The 21823-nt window shown below is 39.6% G+C and carries 19 protein-coding genes; 15 read left to right on the top strand and 4 right to left on the bottom strand.

Going from position 1 to position 21823, the window contains the following annotated elements:
* The first annotated feature begins 8 nt into the window (after positions 1–8).
* The 11 genes from pseC (at position 9) to H6H03_RS23280 (ending at position 13212) form a co-directional block, all read left to right on the top strand.
* Positions 9–1178, top strand: coding sequence for a UDP-4-amino-4,6-dideoxy-N-acetyl-beta-L-altrosamine transaminase (pseC, locus tag H6H03_RS23230; RefSeq protein ID WP_190957428.1), 1170 nt, complete (start codon positions 9–11; stop codon positions 1176–1178).
* Positions 1175–1906, top strand: coding sequence for a cytidylyltransferase domain-containing protein (locus H6H03_RS23235; RefSeq protein ID WP_190957429.1), 732 nt, complete (start codon positions 1175–1177; stop codon positions 1904–1906). Before pseC ends, H6H03_RS23235 begins: the two co-directional genes overlap by 4 nt.
* Before the next feature lie 17 nt (positions 1907–1923).
* The gene (pseG, locus tag H6H03_RS23240; protein ID WP_190957430.1) at positions 1924–2952 is read left to right on the top strand and encodes a UDP-2,4-diacetamido-2,4,6-trideoxy-beta-L-altropyranose hydrolase; all 1029 of its coding nucleotides are present in this window, start codon (positions 1924–1926) and stop codon (positions 2950–2952) included.
* A 53-nt stretch (positions 2953–3005) separates the two neighbouring features.
* Positions 3006–3929 carry a phytanoyl-CoA dioxygenase family protein gene (locus H6H03_RS23245; RefSeq protein ID WP_190957431.1) on the top strand — a complete coding sequence of 308 codons (924 nt, stop codon included), beginning with the start codon at positions 3006–3008 and terminating at the stop codon, positions 3927–3929.
* Positions 3910–4470, top strand: a complete 561-nt coding sequence (gene pseH, locus H6H03_RS23250; protein WP_190957432.1) for a UDP-4-amino-4,6-dideoxy-N-acetyl-beta-L-altrosamine N-acetyltransferase — start codon at positions 3910–3912, stop codon at positions 4468–4470. Before H6H03_RS23245 ends, pseH begins: the two co-directional genes overlap by 20 nt.
* Positions 4471–4474: 4 nt before the next feature.
* A complete protein-coding gene (gene pseI, locus H6H03_RS23255; RefSeq protein WP_190957433.1) occupies positions 4475–5533 on the top strand; it encodes a pseudaminic acid synthase in 1059 nt (352 codons plus the stop codon).
* A gap of 185 nt (positions 5534–5718) precedes the next feature.
* Positions 5719–6429, top strand: a complete 711-nt coding sequence (locus H6H03_RS23260) for a cytidylyltransferase domain-containing protein (RefSeq protein ID WP_190957434.1) — start codon at positions 5719–5721, stop codon at positions 6427–6429.
* Between the two features lie 14 nt (positions 6430–6443).
* Positions 6444–7415, top strand: a complete 972-nt coding sequence (locus tag H6H03_RS23265) for a Gfo/Idh/MocA family protein (protein WP_190957435.1) — start codon at positions 6444–6446, stop codon at positions 7413–7415.
* Between the two features lie 8 nt (positions 7416–7423).
* Entirely contained in the window at positions 7424–8692 is a 1269-nt protein-coding gene (locus H6H03_RS23270) for a DegT/DnrJ/EryC1/StrS aminotransferase family protein (RefSeq protein WP_190957436.1), read from the top strand.
* On the top strand, positions 8689–9669 hold the full coding sequence (locus H6H03_RS23275) for a hypothetical protein (protein WP_190957437.1): 981 nt from the start codon (positions 8689–8691) through the stop codon (positions 9667–9669). The genes H6H03_RS23270 and H6H03_RS23275 overlap by 4 nt, the downstream gene beginning before the upstream one ends.
* Positions 9670–9792: 123 nt before the next feature.
* Positions 9793–13212 carry an O-linked N-acetylglucosamine transferase, SPINDLY family protein gene (locus H6H03_RS23280; protein ID WP_190957438.1) on the top strand — a complete coding sequence of 1140 codons (3420 nt, stop codon included), beginning with the start codon at positions 9793–9795 and terminating at the stop codon, positions 13210–13212.
* A 99-nt stretch (positions 13213–13311) separates the two neighbouring features.
* Here the strand turns inward: H6H03_RS23280 and H6H03_RS23285 are convergent, their stop codons facing one another.
* Both H6H03_RS23285 and H6H03_RS23290 read right to left on the bottom strand, forming a co-directional pair.
* Positions 13312–15528, bottom strand: coding sequence for an O-linked N-acetylglucosamine transferase, SPINDLY family protein (locus H6H03_RS23285; RefSeq protein ID WP_190957439.1), 2217 nt, complete (start codon positions 15526–15528; stop codon positions 13312–13314).
* A 167-nt stretch (positions 15529–15695) separates the two neighbouring features.
* On the bottom strand, positions 15696–16262 hold the full coding sequence (locus H6H03_RS23290; protein WP_190957440.1) for a type IV pilin-like G/H family protein: 567 nt from the start codon (positions 16260–16262) through the stop codon (positions 15696–15698).
* A gap of 473 nt (positions 16263–16735) precedes the next feature.
* On the opposite strand from H6H03_RS23290, the gene trxB reads away from it, so the two are divergent.
* Positions 16736–18106: a thioredoxin-disulfide reductase gene (gene trxB / locus H6H03_RS23295; RefSeq protein ID WP_190957441.1), complete on the top strand. Its 1371-nt coding sequence runs from the start codon at positions 16736–16738 to the stop codon at positions 18104–18106.
* Positions 18107–18238: 132 nt separating this feature from the next.
* Here trxB and H6H03_RS23300 read toward each other — a convergent pair whose 3' ends face one another.
* The gene (locus tag H6H03_RS23300) at positions 18239–18643 is read right to left on the bottom strand and encodes a four helix bundle protein (RefSeq protein ID WP_190957442.1); all 405 of its coding nucleotides are present in this window, start codon (positions 18641–18643) and stop codon (positions 18239–18241) included.
* Between the two features lie 189 nt (positions 18644–18832).
* Between H6H03_RS23300 and H6H03_RS23305 the strand changes: the two genes are divergently transcribed.
* The 3 genes from H6H03_RS23305 (at position 18833) to H6H03_RS23315 (ending at position 21142) form a co-directional block, all read left to right on the top strand.
* Complete coding sequence (locus tag H6H03_RS23305) at positions 18833–19729, top strand: ABC transporter permease (RefSeq protein ID WP_190957467.1); 897 nt, start codon at positions 18833–18835, stop codon at positions 19727–19729.
* 69 nt (positions 19730–19798) lie between these two features.
* Positions 19799–20002: a hypothetical protein gene (locus tag H6H03_RS23310; protein ID WP_190957443.1), complete on the top strand. Its 204-nt coding sequence runs from the start codon at positions 19799–19801 to the stop codon at positions 20000–20002.
* A 240-nt stretch (positions 20003–20242) separates the two neighbouring features.
* Positions 20243–21142 (top strand): ROK family protein, encoded by a 900-nt coding sequence (locus H6H03_RS23315; RefSeq protein ID WP_190957444.1) that lies wholly within the window; start codon positions 20243–20245, stop codon positions 21140–21142.
* Positions 21143–21365: 223 nt separating this feature from the next.
* Here H6H03_RS23315 and H6H03_RS23320 read toward each other — a convergent pair whose 3' ends face one another.
* Complete coding sequence (locus H6H03_RS23320) at positions 21366–21788, bottom strand: hypothetical protein (protein WP_190957445.1); 423 nt, start codon at positions 21786–21788, stop codon at positions 21366–21368.
* Positions 21789–21823: the final 35 nt, after the last annotated feature.

Consider the following 21823-nt stretch of genomic DNA (forward strand, 5'->3'; position numbering starts at 1 on the left):
GATTTTATATGGTTAATTCTTTTATTCCTTATGGGCAACAAAGTATAAGCAAACAAGATATTGATGCTGTAGTTGAAGTACTAAAATCAGACTGGATTACTCAAGGGCCAGCTATAGATAGATTTGAAAAAGCCGTAGCTGAATACTGTGGAGTAAAATATGCCGTAGCAGTTTCTAGTGCTACAGCAGCACTTCATATCGCTTGCCTAGCTGTAAGTTTAGGACACGGAGATAGCCTTTGGACATCACCAAATACATTTGTAGCTTCTGCTAATTGCGGATTATACTGTGGTGCCCAGGTTGATTTTATTGATATCGATCCTCACACCTATAACTTAAATATCAAAGAGTTAGAACGCAAATTAGCTTGGGCAGACAAGCAAGGTTGTGTACCTAAAGTCTTAGTACCTGTGCATTTTGCAGGTCAATCCTGTGAAATGAAGGAAATAGCAGCTTTATCTGAGCATTATGGTTTTAAAGTCATCGAAGATGCTTCTCATGCGGTAGGAGGAAAATATCAAGGAGAACCTATTGGCAACTGTAAATTTTCGGATATAACAGTATTTAGCTTTCATCCAGTTAAGATTATTACAACTGGTGAAGGTGGTATGCTACTGACAAATCAAGAGGAATTGTATCAAAAGCTAATTCGGCTAAGAAGTCATGGCATTACTCGTAATCCAGATTTGATGCAGGGAGAAACCCACGGAGCTTGGTACTATCAGCAGTTAGAGTTAGGCTTCAATTATCGAATTACGGACATACAAGCTGCTCTAGGTACTAGCCAATTGCAAAAGCTAGATGAGTTTGTCGAACGCCGTCAGTTTTTAGCTCAACGCTATAATCGTTTACTGCAAGAGTTACCGCTAACCCTACCTTGGCAACATTCAGATAGTGAATCTAGTTGGCATCTTTATGTGATTCGCCTGAAGCTAGATAAGATTAACAAAACTCATCGGCAGGTATTTGAAGAACTTCGCCAAAAAGGTATTGGTGTAAATTTACACTATATCCCAGTTCCCATACAGCCTTATTACCAACAATTAGGATTTAAATTAGGAGACTTTCCCCAAGCTGAGATTTATTACCAGGAAGCTATAAGTATTCCTTTGTATTACGGTCTGGATGAAGAGAGTCAGGACAAGGTAATAGCTTCGTTGAAAGAGATTTTGAAATGAAAACTATAATTATTGTCCAAGCGAGAATGACTTCTACTCGTTTGCCAGGGAAAGTACTCAAGAGGGTATTAAATAAACCCTTACTGGAATACCAAATTGAGAGACTACGGCGAGTAAAATTGGCTGATGCAATTGTAATTGCGACTACTACTAATGATACAGATCGGCCAATTATTGAACTTTGCGATCGCCTTTTCATTCCATATTTTCGAGGTTCTGAAGAAGATGTGTTAGCTAGATACTATAAGGCTGCTAAAGAACATCATGCAGATGTAGTAGTTCGCCTTACCTCTGATTGCCCACTTATCGATCCACAAGTGATTGACAAGGTAATTCAATTTTATCTTGAGGATAAATATGATTATGTTTCTAATAGTTTAGAAAGAAGCTATCCACGAGGAATGGATACTGAGGTTTTTTCATTTTTAGCATTAGAGCAGGCGTTTTTAGAAGCAACAGCACAACCAGACCGAGAACACGTGACTCCATTTATTTATATGCATCCTGAACGTTATCGATTAGGTAATATAGTTTATTCAGAAAATCAAAATTCACATCGCTGGACAGTCGATACAGCAGATGATTTTGAACTGATTAAAAGAATTATTGAAGCCCTTTATCCTGAAATTCCCAATTTCACCTTAGAAGATTGTTTAAATTTGTTGAGACAGTATCCTGATTGGTCGCTAATTAACGCACACGTAGAACAAAAGAAATATGCTGCATAACTATTAATTTATTAACAATGAAGTTACTTATCAGAGTAGATGCATCAACACAAATAGGTACAGGTCATTTAATGCGTTGTCTAGCTTTAGCCCAAGCTTGGCATGATGCAGGGAATCAAGTCATTTTTGTGATGGCGACGGAAGCACCAGATTTAATAAATCGGTTAAAGTCGGAAGGAATGGAAGTTATCTACCTGCCAATTGAAATTGGTAGTGCTGAAGATGCTAAAGAAACAGCGAAACTGGCACGTCAGTTTGATGCAAATTGGGTTGTAGTGGATGGTTACCAATTCGGTGCTAGGTATCAAGAAATCATCAAGGAATTTGAGCTAAAACTTTTATTCATTGATGATTACGGACACGCAAAACAGTACCATGCGGACATTGTTTTAAATCAAAATATTCACGCTCATGAGGGATTGTACAGTAATCGACAGCCATATACTGAGCTGTTACTTGGTACAAGCTATAGCCTTTTGCGACGGGAGTTTTGGCAGTGGCAGGGATGGCAGCGATCGCTGCCTTTAATAGCTAAGAAATTACTAGTTACACTAGGCGGTGCAGATCCAGATAATGTAACTCTCAAGGTAATTGAAGGATTGCAAAAAGTAGAAGTGGAAGGGTTAGAAGCTGTTGTTGTAGTTGGAGGAAGCAATCCACATTTTGAGCAGTTGCGATCGGCTAGTCAGGAATCTCGCTTTCCTATTCAACTGAAAAGAAATGTAACGAATATGCCTGAGCTAATGGCTTGGGCTGATGTGGCAGTGACGGCTGGCGGTAGTACTTGTTGGGAGCTGGCTTTTATGGGTTTGCCTAGCCTAATCGTGATTCTGGCAGATAATCAACAGTCTAGTGCCAAAAAACTGAGTGGCGTGACTGGCAAGAACTTAGGATGGCATGAGGATATTTTAACTAGTGAAATAGCAGCGGCAGCTTCAGAATTAATAACATCAACTCAGACAAGATTAGAAATGGTCAAACGTGGTCAGGAGTTGGTAGATGGTAAAGGAACAGATAGGGTCTTAATGTGTTTCTACAAACAATAGACAAATATATGATTAATAGTTTATGATGAGCAATTTCTTGCCAATGATAATATATGAAAATTCAGTATAGCCAACTCAATAAATTTCTTGAACAAGGTTACTGTTCCCTTGGTGAAATTATAAATCAACAAAAATGTAGAGAACTGTTAGAATTCATCAAACAAACACGAGATTTTGAGCATGGCTTGTTTATAGAAGAGGAAGATTTTCGTGCTAATCCACAGTATACGGGCGTAAATCCTTGCCCAGGGCGAAATATTTTAGAAGGACTTGATTTAAGTTTTATAGAGCAAAATCCTGTTCTACAATCTGTACTATCAGAATTGCTAGGTGAGGAATATTCTGTAGTTATCAAAAAAGTTATCTGTGGAGTGCCAAAAAAATGGATTCCTGACTGGGCTTTATTAGAAATTGATAGGCTACCAGTTCCTAATTTAGGAGCATTTATTAAGCCGCAGTATCGAGATATTACTTATTTTCATGGAATTGATTTTCACCAAGATATTATCGATTATAAGAATCGTTTATCAGATTTCATCACTCTTTATATATATTTAGATGATGTTTCTGAATTAGATTCCCCTCTGTTTATTATCCCTGGAAGCCACATATTTGGAGCAACAACATTTCCTCATAGCTTAATATCTTGTGGTGATGCTTCAAACTCTTGGTTATATTCAGATAATCGCGGTAAATCTAAATTTCTACAGTCAAATATTTTAACAGGTACGGCTGGCTCTACTTGGTTTTGGCATTCTTGTTTATTACACGGCACTCAACCAACTAAGCTCTCTCAATCTCGAATATCTCTACGGTACATAATTGAAAAATCTAGAAGTAGCCCTTCAGTACTTTTAGACTACGTAAATAGTAATCTCGATGGGCCTTTATCTCTTGACAATACCAGGAACGATCTGAATGAAAATGGTAAATCAATTTTACGAGGAAATATAATCAATGGGAATGCCAAAACGTGAAGAATACAGACTTAGACCTCTCCAAGAGTCAGATTTAGAACAGTTATTAGAATGGCGGAATTCTGACCGGATTCGTGCCAATATGTACAGCGACCACATTATTACTATGGATGAACATAGGAAATGGTTTGAAAATAATAGCAAAAATGAAAGTGTAATTTATAAAATCTTTGAATTTCAAGAGCGTCCGGTAGGAGTAGCAAATGTTGTCCAAATAGATACTCATAATGAAAAATGCTCTTGGGCTTTTTATTTAGGAGATACTAATGTACCTCGTGGTAGCGGAGCAGTGATGGAATTTATTTTTTTAGAATATATTTTTGAAGTATTGAAAATCAGAAAATTATGTTGTGAAGTCTTTGCATTCAATGTATCAACTATAAAACTCCATAAAAAATTTGGATTTATAGAAGAAGGATGTTTTAAGCGACATATATTGAAAAATGATAAATATGAAGATGTTGTCAGTATGGCTTTATTCAGCGATGAATGGATAATCAAAAAATCCCAAATTGAAACAATATGTTTTGGCAGTAATTAATTATATGAAAGAAATTCAAATTGATAATAAAAAAATAGGTATTAAGCAAAAGCCTTTTGTGATTGCGGAAATGTCTGGCAATCATAACCAATCTTTAGAAAGAGCTTTAGAGATTGTTGAAGCAGCTGCTAAAGCTGGAGTAGATGGACTGAAACTCCAAACTTATACTGCTGATACGATGACCTTAGATATAAATAATGGTGATTTTTACATTGATTCTCCTAATAGTCTATGGCACGGTAAATCTCTGTATGAACTATATCAGCAAGCTTACACACCTTGGGAATGGCACAAACCTATTTTTGAGCGTTGTGAGGAACTAGGAATAGTTGGGTTTAGCACTCCTTTTGATGCTACTGCTGTAGATTTTCTGGAATCTTTAAATGTACCTTGCTACAAAATTGCTTCATTTGAAAATACCGATTTACCTCTAATTCGCAAAGTTGCCAATACTGGGAAACCGATGATTATTTCTACTGGTATGGCAACAATTTCTGAGTTAGATGAAACTGTTCGGACAGCGCGAGAAGCTGGATGTCAAGACTTAATATTACTTAAATGTACTAGTAGTTATCCTGCTACGCCAGAAAATACTAACCTGCTAACTATTCCTCAAATGCGCGAGTTGTTTAATGTGCAGGTGGGGTTATCAGATCACACAATGGGTATTGGAGTTGCTGTTGCCAGTGTTGCTTTAGGGGCTACATTAATTGAAAAACACTTTACTCTGTGTCGGGCTGATGGTGGACTCGATTCAGCTTTTTCAATGGAACCAGCAGAAATGCAGCAATTGGTAATAGAATCGCAAAAAGCTTGGCAAGCTCTAGGTAGTATAAAATATGGAGCAACTGAGGCTGAAAAAGACTCTTTGGTTTATCGGCGATCGCTTTACATTACTCAAGATATAAAAGCTGGAGATATCTTGACTCCAGAAAACTTAAGAGCAATACGTCCAGGATTAGGATTACCACCTAGATTTTTTGATGTTGTTATTGGTAAAGCAGTTAATCAGAATATCAAAAAAGGTACGCCTTTAAACTGGAATCTATTATTAGCTCATTAATAAAATGATAGTTTATTTTCAAAGATAGGCAGTTTTGAATTTTGCATTGAGCATTTATTTAGAAAAGTTAGAAGGTTTATTAAGACTATAAGTTTTATATTTAGAAGTAGATAAATAATAAAGATTTTATAATTAATTGGTTTTCTATCAATAGAAAAATTTTTATTGGAGAAGTAACTAAAACTGTGAATCGTGTCATTGCCACAATAGAAGCTCGGATGGGTTCTTCACGCCTTCCTGGTAAAGTCCTTAAGGAAGCTGTGGGTAAACCGATGCTGTTGCTGATGGTTGAACGCGCTCGTCGTGCTCGTTATATAGATGAAGTGGTAGTTGCGACAACTACTAATGAAAAAGATGAAGCGATCGCATCTTTATGCAGCAAACATAATATTCCTTACTTTCGCGGTTCAGAAGAAAATGTCTTAGAACGAGTTGTAGAAACTGGACGACACTATCAAGCAGAAGTTAGTGTCCTTTTAACCGGAGATTGCCCGCTAATTGACCCTTATGTAATTGATCAGCATATCTGTGCCTTTTTCGCGGCTTACCCCCATGTGGATTACGTTGCTAATTGTGAAGTACGTTCATATCCTCATGGTCTGGATCTCATAGTCTTGCCTTGGAAAACATTAGCCGAGACAGTTGATTTTGCCTCCAGTAAACCCTTTCGCGAACACGTTGGTTGGTACATCCGACGACATCCAGAACAATATCGGCGCTTAGATATCATTGCTCCTCCAGGCTTAAGCAATCCTTTTTTCCGTATTACCCTTGACTATCAAGAAGATTACGATCGCATCAAAGCCATTTTTGAAGCACTTTATCCCCAGAACCCGGAATTTACAACAGTAGACATTCTCAACTATGCCCAGCAACAAGGATGGATTGACTCCTAAAAGAAATTAAACTCATGAAAGTGCGTGTCGGTATTATTGGTTTGGGAAAAATTGGGCATCGGTTTGGCATTTCTCCCCAAGGCGATCCCCTCAGCCATTCTGAAGGCTATGCCCAAATCCCCAATGTGACGATTCTATTAGGAATAGATCCAGACCCAGAAGCTTGTAGAGATTTTCAGCAACGCTTTTCTCAAGCACAGGTATACTCCACTCTCCAAGATGTACCAGATGGACTTCATCTCGACGTAGTATCAGTATGCAGTCCCACTCACCTACACGCTCAGGGAGTTATTGCTGCACTCGCTTGGCAACCGCGTGTCATCCTCTGCGAGAAACCCCTTGGAGTAAATGCAGCAGAAGCAGAAATGATGTTAGCTGCCTGTTCTGCACGGGGTTGTATTTTGATAACTAACTATTCGCGTCGTTGGACACCAATGCTGCAAGCCTTGAAACATCTAACGAACCGCGATAATGGCTTGGGTACTCCAACTGGTGCTTGCTTACGCTACAACGGTGGTTTACTCCACAATGGAACCCATTGGATCGATATGTTATTGGCTTTATTTGGATCTGTTGCTGGTGCATATCGTCTGGAAAAATCACCTGTTACTGAAGATGACGCTCCTGAGTCAATTGCATTATCCTGGAACAGCGGATTAACTGCATATTTAATTACAGTACGCGGTACTGGGTGTTCAATCGGCGAAGGCGAACTCTGGGGAACCGGCGGTATGCTGCGGTATAGCGCAGGAGGACAGCAAGTAACTTGGCAGACAGTTCAACCTAGTCAATGGTCGGGCTTCCAAGAGTTAGGTCAAGCAAAGATAATCTGTGAAGCTGGCTTAAAAGGTCACATTTTGGGAGCTGTTACCGAAGCTGTGCAATTGGCACAAAATGGCGGACAACCAACCTGTTCTGGTGCTGATGGTGTGTTTGCTTTACAGGTTGTTGAAATGGCAAAAAACAACAAATTTCTCATTAAGTAGGTAATTTAATGGTTATTACTACAGAAAAACCAGCTTTGCTGGGAGGTTCTAAGGTTTTTCCAGAGCCATTGCCAAGGTATATCAGTACTAGTTCCCAGGAAACTGAAGCCGCAGTTCAAGTATTGAAAAACGGTATTTTATCTGACTATATCGGTGCTGCTGGACTGTACTTTATGGGTGGCAAAGAAGTTCGCACCTTAGAAGAACAATGGGCTGAGTACTTTAATGTTCGTCATGCTTTGAGTGTGAACTCTGCTACTAGTGGTTTACATGCGGCTGTAATTGCAGCAGGTGTGAAGTTTGGCGATGAGGTAATTGTGCCGCCACAAACCATGTCAGCAACCGCAACAGCTGTAGTGATGGCAAATGGTACTCCTGTTTTTGTCGATCAAGAGGAGGCTACTTGCTGCATTGACCCAGAAGCCGTTGCAGCTGCTATTGGGCCGCGCACAAAAGCAATTATCGCAGTCAATTTGTTTGGTGGCCCAGCCCAACTGGTGCGTTTACGTGAGTTAGCAGATCGACACGGTTTGATTTTAATTGAAGATAATGCCCAAGCACCGGGAGGCCAGCATCAGGGGCGTTGGGTAGGAACAATTGGGCATTTGGGAGTGTTCAGCCTTAATTGCCACAAAACGATTCAGTGTGGTGAAGGCGGGATTGTAGTCACTAATGACGATCGCTTAGCGCGGCGAGTGGCACTAGTACGCAATCATGGAGAGAATGCAATAGAAGCGGAAAACTGGTATGAAGATGCTGATATTGTTGGTTACAATTACCGTTTAACTGAACTTCAGGCAGCGATCGCTCAAGTTCAACTCCAACGTTTAGAAGAATTGACACAGCCACGGCTAAAAATTGCTGAAGTTTTAAACCAGGGATTATCTGAGTTTAAAGCATTGCGGACGGCTAAAGTTGGTTCTGGCGATCGCCATGTTTACTATACATATCCCATTTGGATCGACCCAAAACAAGCTGGATTGTCGCGGGACAGATTTGTGGAAGCACTTCAAGCAGAGGGATGTCCAGTGGCAGGGCGTTATGTGCGTCCTTTATACAGACTGCCTCTTTTCCAAAGGCTGCAACAAGAAGGCAAGACAATTGTCAGCCATCCTACTGGTATCTGTCCCATAGCCGAAAAGACATATAACGAGACGCTTTTAACTACAACTCTCATCCAAATACCTGGGGGTATTAACTTAGTTGATGGTTTCATAACTGCCGTGGCTAAAGTCTTGGCTCATGCCGAAGAGTTAAGCCGAGGACAAGATAAATGAAGGTTATTGCGATCGCTCACGATCCAGGTGGTGCAAACGCTGTTGCTGCAACAGTTGCAGCCTTTCGAGTAGCAGGTACACAGGTTGAAGCATATACCAAAGGCCCGGCTATCCGTCAATTTCAACGCCTTGAAGTTGCTTGCACGCCAATTTCTGAGGAACACCAAACTCTTTTTGAGAGATTAACAGGAGATATTCTCCTAACAGGAACATCTCAATATGATGAGTTTGAACGCGATGCTATTGTTTGGGCTAGACAAGAGCGTATTCCTAGTATTGCTGTTATGGATTATTGGGCAAATTATCGACAGCGTTTTCAATCGCTCAAAAATCCTGATGCAGAACCAATTTTTCCAGATATTATCACAGCAATAGATGAAGTGTGTGCAGCAGGAATGCTTGCAGAGGGAATACCAGAAAAACAAATCCGCATTGTGGGACAGCCTTATTTTGCTTGGCTGATTGCTAGACAGAAATGTAGAAAAAGTATTTTAAAACCAATAGAAAATATTCTCTTTGCTTCTCAAACCAACGCCAATGAAGTTGAAATACTTAGTGTCTTAATTAAAGTATTAACTGAGTATAAACCTTTAAAAAAACTGCTGATTCGCTTTCATCCCCGCCAAGGTAGGTGTCCTGCTTCACTTGATTTGTTGGCGCGATCGGGTTTGCCATTTGCTATTGACGAAAGTGCTGACACACTTGCCACTTTGCGTCAGCAAGATATAATGCTGGGAATTACCTCAATTATTTTAATTGAGGCGGCTTTAATGGGAATACCAGCGGGTAGCTTGGTATTTAATACTAGTGACACACTGATGTCTAATCAATATGGTATTACAGTTCCTATTAACTCGCCAGAAAAACTGCGTGAGTTTTTATATTGTCCTCAAAATGAAGTATTGGATAGGCAATTTATTGAACAGCATCACAATGCTGATTTCCGACTTGCACAATTGTGCAAGTCGATGATTTAGTTATTTACTTCTTTATCAAGAAGAAATAACTTTCAAAAGCTTTATTTAATAACGTTGTTAAGTTTTTATTTACTAACACTTATGTCTACGGTTAGATTAGTTATAATCCAAGGTCCCAATCAAATGCTATATTCTCTTTCTGTGCTTCGTTATTTAGAAGCTACTGGAGAATATCAAGATTGCGAAGATATACTAATACTAGGTGGGTACAGAGCAGACCCAAAACTTACAGAAGTTTGCTTACAAATATCCCAAATTTGGAATTTTAAATCGAGAATAGTTTTACATGGATATCAATATTTGTGCTTAGACAATTCGATTGATTTTGTATCTGCATCAGAATTATTAAGAAGAATTCTCAATCTTGAATCTGTTGACGTAATATTTGTCCTACGCAATTGGCAATTTATTAATGAAGTGTTTTTATATGCCTACCCTAACGCTCGTAAGATTTGTTATGGAGAATTAGGTTGGTTAGATTTCAGCAGTTCTTTATGGAGTAATTTTTATAACAGCCCGCCAATGAATCCATCGGGTGACTTTATACCAATAGATGCAGCTTATCCAGTCTTAGTACCTGTAGATGCAGAAAATGTATTTGAGAAATGTCCATATCAAGTTGTTGGCTCTGATTTTTTTAAGTCTGTTGTCTACGACAGTGCTAAATATATAAATGGGCTTAGCGAGTATTGTACAAAAATTAGAGAGCAACTTGGTAGTTCCCTAACGTTTGTTCTAACATCGTATGATACGGAAGCCGGATTTATTAGTAGCTACGAAGAGGAAATAGAATGTTATTTGTCCTGCGTATTACCATATACCCGTAAAGACGAAGCCATACTTGTTAAAGGGCATCCTAGACAGATATTCAACCAGTCTCAATTGCTTGCAAATAAATTACGTGACTATAATCGTAATGCCTTTGTTATTTCAGAGTTTACCCAAGTTCCGATTGAGTTGTTTATTCCTTTTCTTACTATAGATAAGGTAATTGCACCTATGTCTTCAGCTTCTATAACACTAGGGCACTTAGGATCTTCTGAATTGATTATAGGATTTGACAAAGCATTAATTAAAAAATATATGTCTCCTAAATGCCAGGAAACTATATTAATTGGCCAATACCAAAGAGCATTAGAAGTTAAGTACACATATAATGGTAGTCTTGAGCCAATTAAGTATTTAGACATTAAGAAGAATATCAATGAAGATTTTACAAAACAAATATATATTAATACTAAATTGGCAGACGGGAATATTATTCATACGTCTATTGATGAATTCACTAATAAAGTAGAATTTATCAAACCATTATTTAGTCTTTTAGAAAAATATAGGCTGGAACAGCCAGAAATATCTGTGTTAGAAGATTTACGTTGTTTCAGAAAAAAGATAGCTGAATTATGGCTGAATACAGAATTAATATTGCTTGAAAAAGCTTATTTTAGCAAAGTAGGCGAGGCTCATCAAGCACTACTAAATAGTCAGCTTAAGTATGAAGCATTAACTGAAGCTGAAGAAAACTTTGTGGCTGAAGTATTAGCACAAATTGCACATAGATTTGCTGAACAAAAAGCCATTCAGTATTTACTAGTAGCAATGTTGTACTGCCAACCTAACCAATTAGCTTTAGCAGATGAACTTACTAATATTCCTATCTGGTTACTCAATGACTATCTTAAATTTACACTCCAGCCACCCCCATATTTCCAGCATATAGGAGCCGCAGATAGTTACTATCAATATATGCAATATTGGGTTAGTTACCTTCACAGAAACATTGTGAGCAATTTGGAGTCTAAATTGTGGCAAGATGTTGCTGGCTACTTTACAGAATCAGCAAACTTTATTCCTCTTTATTTTAATCACTCAAATTTAAAAGATATCTATACCAAACGTGCAGATATCATGAGTATTTATTTGAATCAATTCGGTAACAAGATTGAATATGAGTTTCCGCAGCGTTCTGAAAAACGCGTAAAAACTCGGCTTGCTATACTTGCTAGTCATTTTAGTCCACAAACAGAAACTTTTGCTAGCTTGCCAGTTTATAAGCATTTAAATAGAGATATCTTTGAAGTTATCCTCTTTACTCTCAATGTCAGTAATCATCGTTTAGAGCGATATTGTGGAGGCCATGCAGATGCTTTTGTTCAGTTACCCGCTGACTTACCCAGCCAAGTGAAAACTATCCGCGAGGCAGATCTAGATATCCTATTTATTTCTACCAATATTACCGCAGTCACTCATCAAATTACTTTGCTTGCTTTGCATCGTCTAGCACGAATACAGATGGTTGATGCGAACTCCCCTGTAACAACTGGTATGCGTCATATAGATTACTACATTTCCAGTAAACTGTCTGAACCAAAAACTAATCCTCAACAGCATTACAGCGAAACACTAATTACATTAGATAGTCCTCCTCAATGTTTTGATTTTGCTACTGAAAGACAAATCCAAGCAACAATTAGTGTTAGCAAAGAAAGTTTGGGTATTAGTAAAAATGCAGTTATATATATATCTGGAGCTAATTTTTATAAAATAATTCCAGAGCAAGAAGCAGCATGGGCGAAGATAATTGCTAGCGTACCTAATTCTGTACTTCTTCTTTATCCGTTTAATCCAAACTGGTCATCTTCATATCCAGCTGTTGCTTTTCAAAAACGTATACTCGCTACATTTGCTCAACATGAAGTAAGTCAAGATAGGTTAATCCTTTTAGACTGCGCGCCAAACCGTACTGATGTTAAAGAACGTTTGAAACTGGCTGATATTTACTTAGATTCCTATCCTTACTCTGGTATGACTTCGCTTATCGATCCGTTGGAAGTTGGTTTAGCGACGGTGGTAATGGAAAGCGAACCGTCCCGTTCTCGAAAGGGAGCATCCCTTCTACGCGCACTCCAGATACCTGATTTAATTACAAATACTGAAGAAGCTTACATTCAATTAGCTGTTGCTCTCGGAATTAATGTTGAATTCCGCCAGCAAAAAGCCGATCGCATCAAGGAAAGAATGGAGCAAAACCCAATATTTATTGATAGTTTTGCTTACTCTACTCAAATGGGAGAGCTTTTCCAAAAACTATTTTTAAAGCATCAAGCGATCGCTCTCACAGGCCAACTAAATTTAAAAGAGATTAACTTGATTATTTTCCCTGATTGGAGCCAGTCAGAAGACCTACTATATCAAGATTTAGTAACTGTGATTTCTACTCTCGCTAGTCGTCCAGATAAAAGCCAGATAACTCTGCTAATAGATAGCCACAATATTTCTGAAGAAGAAGCCGATATGCTTTTATCCTCTTTAACTATGAATTTGCTAATGGAAGACGATGTGGATATAACAGAAGGGCCAGAAATTTCTTTGGTAGGTAAAATGAGTTATATAGAATGGAAAACTGTTTTATCTAAAATTCATACTAGAATTGCTTTGGCAACAGATAATCAACAAGCGATCGCACAAGCGAAAGCAGAAAACCTTCTATCCTGCAACTTGGATAGCTTGATCGTATCCAAATTAGAGACGACATCTGTCTAGTTGTAGACAAGCATGGTTATGGTGGAAATACCCTACCATTTCACTAAAAAGCCTGGTTAACCAGGCTTTTTCTCGTTTGTGAGAGATTTTTTAAGTTGATTATTCTTCCAGATACCTTTGCCACATTTGCTCATAGGCTTTCTCCATCTCACGGGTAAACTGCTTACCATTCCACAGTGGTGCTGTTTGCCGCGATGCTTTCAACTTCAAAGCGACTTGTTGGCGTAAAGCCTTATCATTCCCTAAGCGCACACCCCATTCTACATACTCTTCATTAGTCCAGGCAATGCCTTCTGTTATACCAGAATTTATCATCATGGTGTAGCTATTACGAGCTGCAAACTGTTCACCAACTCGCGTTACCAACGGGATACCCATCCACAATGTTTCTAAAGTTGTTGTCGCTCCATTATAGGGAAATGTATCTAATACAATATCAGCAATGCCTAAATTAGCGCGATGAACTGACTCTGAATGAACTTGTGGTAAAAATCGTAACCGAGAACAATCTACACCTTCTTCTTCGGCAATTTGGTAAAAGAAGCGTTTAATTGTTTCCTGCTCAGCAAGCCCCTTAATCAAAAAGTAACTATTAGGTACTTGTTTGATAATTTGCATTTGCCACTTTGTAGTTTCTGGATGGCGTTTATATCCTCTTTGGGCGCTGAGATATACAACGGCATCCATAGGGATATCCAAGTCATCGCGGCGGAGAGTTGGTACACCAACTTCAAAACCATCTACTGCTATGTAAGTTTGAGGTAATCGCCAGATTTTTTCTGTATAGTAATTTTGTGCATCATTTGGCAGTACATAGGGGTCTGCAATAAAGTAATCGATTGCAGGTATACCCGACGCATCCCACCCTAACCAAGTAACTTGAATAGGGGCTGGTTTAAGTGCCATCACTTCACTAGTAATATCTAAAGTAATACTATCAAGATCAATTAAAATATCAATTTCATCTTTATATATTTGTTCAGCAATTTCTAAGCCATTCATGCCTAATAAGTGAGCTTTACCTCCATGATTAACATACCAATGTTGGAGATAATCATCTACTAATTTATAGTTAACAAAATAAGTATAAATTTCAAATTTATCGTTATTGTGATATTGAAATAGCCAACGAGCTAGCCAACCAACTGAATGATTTCTAAAAGCATAAGATATATAGCCAATTTTAATTTTTTTACTTACAGATATCAGTGGTTGCATATTCCTATTTTTATGTACAAAATTCTTACCCTCATAATTAACAATATCTTGAATATAGTTATGAAAAATATTGGCTATTCTATTATGGATTTCTCGAAAAGAGGCAGGTTCGTCTTTAATATGAGGTATTGCAAAAGATGGTGTAAGTAGCCTTAGTATTCTTGCTTCCTCTAAAGGAATTGGTTGAGTTTGAATAAACTGTTGAAAAACATTTTCTAACTCTTGACAAGTGCCACATATCTCTTTCCAATATCCTCCCGCTGTCATTAAACCACGTAACAGTAGATGGAGGGCAAAAATTTTATCAGCTAAACCTTCTGATAGCGAATAACATAACTTAGCAGTCTCTATACCCTGAGAATAATAACGAGCGTCTTGATAAAAAACTGCTAAATGCCGTAAAGCTTCTACATTATCTGGCTCGATTTGCAAATGCAATTCTAGAAGAGATGCTGCTAGTGCAGGCTGCTGTAAAGTATGACCAATATTCATGGCAGCAGGGAGGAGTATGCAGAAGCATTCGTGAGTATCAGTAAAGTAAGGTAAAGAAGCTTTTACTAGAGCTAAATTTATTGGATGTAACGGAAAAGCATTTAAAAAATTCTCTAAAACTTGTATTAATAATTTGACTGTAGCATCATTGATTTCTTGTTCATTTAAGAGTTCAATTATTCTCAAATCATCTAAATTCTCAATTTCTTCAAACTTGTCCAGCTTGATAGCAAGCAACGTAATTTGAAGTAAATTATTAATATCAATAGGATTAATTTCTCGCAGATGCTGACGAATTAACCAAGCAATAGAATATTCTGCCAATATCTCACGTCGTTCTGCTTCTGGTTGCAAAACTTGAAACAGTTCATTTGTCCAAATTTGTAACTGTTCTTCATCTGCTTCTGCCATTGGTAGCATCCAAGCCATTTGTGCTTGTGCTTCGTCTCCTTCTAATAACCAAAAAAGTCCCAAATGCCAATAGTAAGAAATAGCATTAGGCTCTCTAGCTATTGCTTGTTCGTATAATGATATACCTTTTACATAATTTCCTTGTACTAAGTATCTTTCAGCTTGGTTTTGCCAATTATTTATATTAGTAATCATGGGTAGTACCAGTTATCATAATTTATGATGGGATAATATAATTTAAAAAACAAAAAATATTATTTTTTCTGAATTAAATAAATTTAAATAAAGTGAGTAGATTAATCTACCCACTTTATTTCATACCTAATTTAGCTGAATCAAAAAAATAAATTAGCCTGCCTACATTACTTCACAGGAGAGTAGTCAGTACCAGGGTTAGGACAAGAAGGTGTACCATTAGTGAACGTAGCTGCTGCTGTACCATCTGCACCATTGTTAACTCTGGCCTTAACTGCTTCACACAGAACAGCTATGGTGGTAGCCTCACTTGTAGCAGCTTGTATTGCTACACCCACGCCACCAATATAAGTTTTAAGCGGCGCAGTACCAACTACTGTTTGCGCTTGGTTAGTTACTGTGCTAGAGGAAGCACCACCACCGTTAATAGTGTATTTGTAATTTGTGGTTTGTGTGGCAACACCAAGACCTAATTTACCAAAACCAGTTGAATCTGCAAATTCGTTATTTTCTAAATAATATGCTTGCTGCGCGCGGTTCATGGAACCTACGTAAGTTTTAGCTTCTGATTGCTTGGCTTTGTTAGCTTGGTTCAAGAAAGAAGGTAGAGCGATCGCTGACAAAATACCGATAATAATAATTACTACTAGTAATTCAATGAGTGTAAAACCCTCATCTCCCTTCTTTTTGTCAAGGATGTGTTGGAGAAATTTTGCTTTCAATTCGCTTTTCATAAGTGTTTTCCCTGGGGTAGGAAGTGTTTGTGTGTTCTGAATGTAACTTACCCAGTTGCGATCGCTTTCCTATCACACCAGCTCAAAAAATTTTGACCGCAGAAATATAGTGGTTTTAGTCGGGATATTAAAACCTACAAAGTGCCGCTTGGTCTTCTTCAATCGATCAATCGCCTCTCACAAAACACACATCACGCGATCGCAGCTTTCTCTTTTCCAAGTCTTCTTCTATACTTGGCAAGATAAACCTAGCGCTAAAACAAGTTATTCAAGAAATAGCAGAATTGCTAGAACTAGATGTTGAAGTTATTAGTAAATCTCTGCGAGAACAGTCTCAGCAGTTAAGAGCATCTTTGGCAAGTATTGAACCCTTCGTACTGTAGGCTTTTTCCCAGCGCTTCCCATCTGAATATAGCCGATCGCAATTTGTTATGCTATATTAAGCGTAGTCGTTATGAGTTTATAGTATTTTCATGAGTAACCCAACTGTAGAAAACTTAGTAATTATCGGTTCTGGGCCAGCAGGGTACACAGCCGCCATCTATGCTGGACGTGCTAACCTGAAACCCGTTGTATTTGAAGGTTTCCAAGCGGGGGGATTGCCTGGTGGACAATTAATGACGACGACGGAAGTCGAGAACTTTCCTGGGTTTCCCCAAGGGATTACCGGGCCGGAACTGATGGATAAGATGAAGGCGCAGGCAGAGCGCTGGGGGGCTGAGCTATATACTGAAGATGTTATATCAGTTGACTTGAGTCAGCGTCCGTTTACGGTGCGATCGCAAGAAAGAGAAATCAAAACCAACAGCATCGTGATTGCTACCGGTGCGACAGCAAAACGTTTAGGTTTACCCAACGAACAGCAATTCTGGAGTCGGGGTATTTCGGCTTGTGCAATCTGTGATGGTGCAACACCGATTTTCCACGGTGCAGAATTGGCTGTAATTGGTGCTGGCGACTCAGCGGCAGAAGAATCAATTTACCTCACCAAGTATGGTTCCAAGGTAAATATGTTGGTACGCACCGATAAAATGCGGGCTTCCAAAGCCATGCAAGACCGAGTTTTAAGCAACCCGAAAATCCAAGTGCATTGGAACACAGAAGCCGTCGATATCTTCGGTAACGGTCACATGGAAGGGGTGAAAGTCCGCAATACCAAAACTGGTGAAGAAAGCAAACTCCACGCAAAGGGTTTATTTTACGCCATTGGTCACACTCCCAATACCTCTTTATTTAAAGGACAACTAGAACTCGATGAGGTGGGTTACGTTGTCACTAAGCCCGGTTCTGCGGAAACCAGTATAGAAGGCGTTTTTGCCGCTGGTGACGTACAAGATCATGAATTTCGTCAAGCAATTACCGCTGCGGGTAGTGGCTGTATGGCGGCGATGTTGGCAGAACGTTGGTTGTCATCTACTGGCTTAATTCAAGAATTCCATCAACAACCAGAAACAGCAGATAACGAATTAGAACATCAGCCAGCCAAAAAGACCGAGGCTGAGGAAGAAGCTGGATTTAGCTTGAATGCAACGCGTCATGAGGGGGGTTATGCTTTACGGAAATTATTCCACGAAAGCGATCGCTTACTCTTAGTTAAATACGTCTCTCCTGGCTGCGGCCCTTGTCATACCTTGAAGCCAATTTTAAACAAAGTGGTGGATGAATTTGACAGCAAAATTCACTTTGTGGAAATTGACATCGACAAAGACCGAGATATTGCTGAAAATGCTAACGTTACAGGAACGCCAACCGTTCAATTGTTTAAAAACAAGGAACTGGTGAAGGAAGTCAAAGGCGTTAAGCAAAAGAGCGAATATCGGCAGTTGATTGAAAGTAATCTTTAGGGATTAGGGACTGGGGACTGGGGAATGGGGACTGGGGATTGGGGGCTAGGGACTGGGGACTGGGGATTGGGAGCTGGGGATTAGGAAATAATTCTTTTAACTGATAATAGTCAACCAATACCCAGTACCCAATCACCAATCACCCAGTTTAGTGCCGTACTCTTCTTTACCCTGCTGTTGGGAACGAATGAAACGACAGTAACCGTTGAGACCTTTTTCAATCCGGTCTTTAAGCTGACTGACCCAGTTTAATTGTTCTGTGTTGCAGTAGCCCAAACTCTCAGCAATAATGAAAGCACTTTTGGTTTCAGTTAATGAGCCGCGAGCAATGTACATAAAACGTAATCTATCTAAATAGTGATAGCGTCCATAGCCCTCAGCTATATTCAGTAAAACGCTGCAAGCTGCTCTTCGTAATCGATCGCTCAAATTGTAACGTTCACAACTGGGTAAACTCTCTGCTAATCGATAAGCCGCTTTTAGCAGCTTGAGGCTGTCTTGATAGAAGTCTAAAGATTCAAAACCTCTATCTTGCATATCATACCAATCTAAAGTCCTTCAATTTTATGGGACATCTTTACCAAATCCCCAGTCCCCAATCCCCAGCTCCCAATCCCCAGTCCCCAATATGTGACATTTTTACCAAATCCCCAGTCCCCAGTCCCCAATCCCCAGTCCCCATATGTAAAATGGTCAGCGTATCTTCCTCGATCCAGGCGATCGCACATGGCCATTACAAAACGGCAATTACCGATATTTTTCCTGTTTGCTAAAAATCCCAATCTTTCCCAGAAACTCATGCTTATAGGGTTAGTCATCACCCTATTTTTCATTTTCTTGGCATTCTTCGCTCCTGTATTCCAGGCTTGGGGATGGCTACAAAACCCAAAAGATTTCCTCTCGAATCCAATTCATCAGCCACCATCGGCTAAATATTGGTTTGGTACTAGTCGCCTGGGCTATGATGTTTTCTCTCGCACACTGTTCGGCGCTCAAGCCGCGTTGCAAGTGGTAATTTTAGCAACCGCATTGAGTATGGTTATCGGTGTACCTTTGGGGATGCTGAGTGGTTATCTCGGCGGGAAATTGGATAAAGTGTTGCTGTTTATTATGGATAGCATCTACACTTTACCAGGGCTGTTGTTGTCTGTGACACTAGCCTTTGTGGTGGGGCGTGGGATATTGAATGCTGCGATCGCCATTAGCATTGCTTACATTCCCCAATATTACCGGGTTGTCCGCAACCACACCGTTAGCGTCAAAACTGAAGTGTTCATCGAAGCCGCTCAAGCAATGGGCGCTTCCACTTGGACTGTGCTTTCTCGATATCTATTTTTCAACGTCATTCAAAGCGTACCCGTACTATTCACTCTCAACGCCGCCGATGCAATTTTAGTATTGGGCGGTTTGGGCTTTTTGGGGCTAGGACTTCCAGAAGAAGTGCCAGAATGGGGATACGACTTAAAACAAGCACTAGAAGCTTTACCTACCGGCATTTGGTGGACTACCCTTTTCCCTGGTTTAACAATGACATGCATGGTAGTAGGGTTATCACTACTTGGTGAAGGGTTAAATGAATTTGTCAATCCTCGTTTGCGAAGAGAAAATAGAATCCGAAAGTAGTCATTAGTCATTTGCAAAGGAAAAATGACAACTGACAAATAACAAATAACAAATAGTAGAGAGATTTGTGTGAAAGATAATCTGACATTGATTGCCGCCGCTACTGGCGGGTTTATGCTTTCCGTCGCCCTTGCTGGTATCTTAAGAGGTACTCCTGTTACAGCTTGGCAAGAGCAATCGAGTGTTCGTACTACAACTGTTGCTGACTTACGACTCGCACCCAATAAAACAGAAAATTTAGAATATTTTCGTGCCAAAATCGTAAAACCGTAAGGAATTGTTGATTTTGAACTGGGGAGTGGGGAATAGGGAGATGGGGAGACGCAAAGAGAAGTCGGAGCGCCGGCTTCCGGCGATCTGAACTTCGGGGGACACAATGACACAGGGACGTAGGGAATAATCAATGCCCAATGCCCAATGCCCAATACTTCTCTACGAGAGGCTGCGCTCAGTACAAGTGCCCAATGCCCCATACCCAACAACTAATGACTAATGACTAATAACTGATGACTGATGACTAATGACGTAATTGGTATTGATGTGGGGGGAACAGCAATTAAGCTGGGACGTTTTACAACTGATGGTACTTGTCTGCAATCTTTGACTTTGACGGCTCCCCAACCAACAACGCCGGAGGCTGTGTTAGCAGTGTTGGTAGATGCGATCGCTCAAATAGATCCAGATAATCAAAGTGTTGCTATTGGTGTGGGAACTCCTGGCCCGGCCGATGCGGCGGCGCGGATTGCGAAAATTGCCATTAACTTACCTGGATGGATTGATGTACCTTTAGCAGACTGGTTGGAAACTAAAACTGGCAAACCTACTGTAATTGGTAATGATGCTAATTGCGCTCTTTTGGGAGAAGCTTGGTTGGGAGCCGGTCGCCAGTTTCAAAATTTGATTCTCCTAACCTTAGGGACTGGGGTTGGTGGCGCAATTATGCTCAATGGCAAATTGTTTGTTGGACATCAAGGAGCTGCTGGAGAACTCGGTTTAATTTCATTCAACCCTGACGGGCCAATATGCAATAGCGGCAATCAAGGGTCTTTGGAACAATATGCCTCCGCTACTGCCATTCGTCGCCGTACTCTCAAGGAACCCATAGAATTGGGCGTTCTTGCCCAACAAGGAGATATTGAAGCCTTGACTTTTTGGCAAGAATATGGTATGTGTTTGGGGGTTGGTTTGACAACTTTGGTTTACGTGCTGACACCAGAGGCGATCGTCATAGGTGGCGGTATCAGTGGTAGCTTTGAGTTTTTCTTGCCAGCAGTAAAGGCAGAAATTGAGAAGCGAGTGCAGCCTTTATCGCGAGAGGGTTTACAGATTTTGCCAGCCCAGTTAGGAAAGTTTGCTGGGATGGTCGGTGCAGCTAAGCTGGCATGGCAAAATTATGTAATTCGTAATTCGTAATTCTTAATTATTAACCCACCCACGCCACTTAACTCTACTTGAAGAAATTTTCAGACCGCAGTGGTTCATAAATGGGGAGCTTGAATAAAGATGACGAACTTTTTTTCTTATTCATAACTGAAATTAGTCGATTTATACCCTTAATAATGAGTAATTTTCCTAAATAATTACGAATTACGTAGCTTGCTTCTCGCCTTTGGTGAATATTACGAATTATTTAATATTAAGACAAAAAATATCCTGTTGCTTTCTCAACGTATTTGATAACTTTTTCATAGGATTCAGGATTACTCACAGGGTTAATGACGATGGGAATAGTGCCATCTGGTAACCAAAAAGTTATCCTACCGTTTGATTCGTGACAAAAAGAACTAACGCAGTCGAGGTTAATTACATATTCACTTTTTTCGTAAAGGATTTTTACCCAGTAGGCATGATTTAATTTCAATTCAGTAACGCACTCTATATAATCGAGAACCTTTTGATAATCTTCCAGATTATTTTGGGGGTTAATCACTATGGGAATGGCACTATCCGGTAACCAAAAAGTCACCCTGCCATTTTTTTCATAACAAAAAGCATGGACACGCTCAAAATTTACTACATATTCTTTCCTCTCGTAAAGGATTTTCACCCAGTACGTCACAACATCTCCTCAAGTCCAAAATTTACGAATGATGC

It is taken from the genome of Nostoc paludosum FACHB-159 (assembly GCF_014698835.1).
Taxonomy (GTDB): Bacteria; Cyanobacteriota; Cyanobacteriia; order Cyanobacteriales; family Nostocaceae; genus Nostoc; species Nostoc paludosum.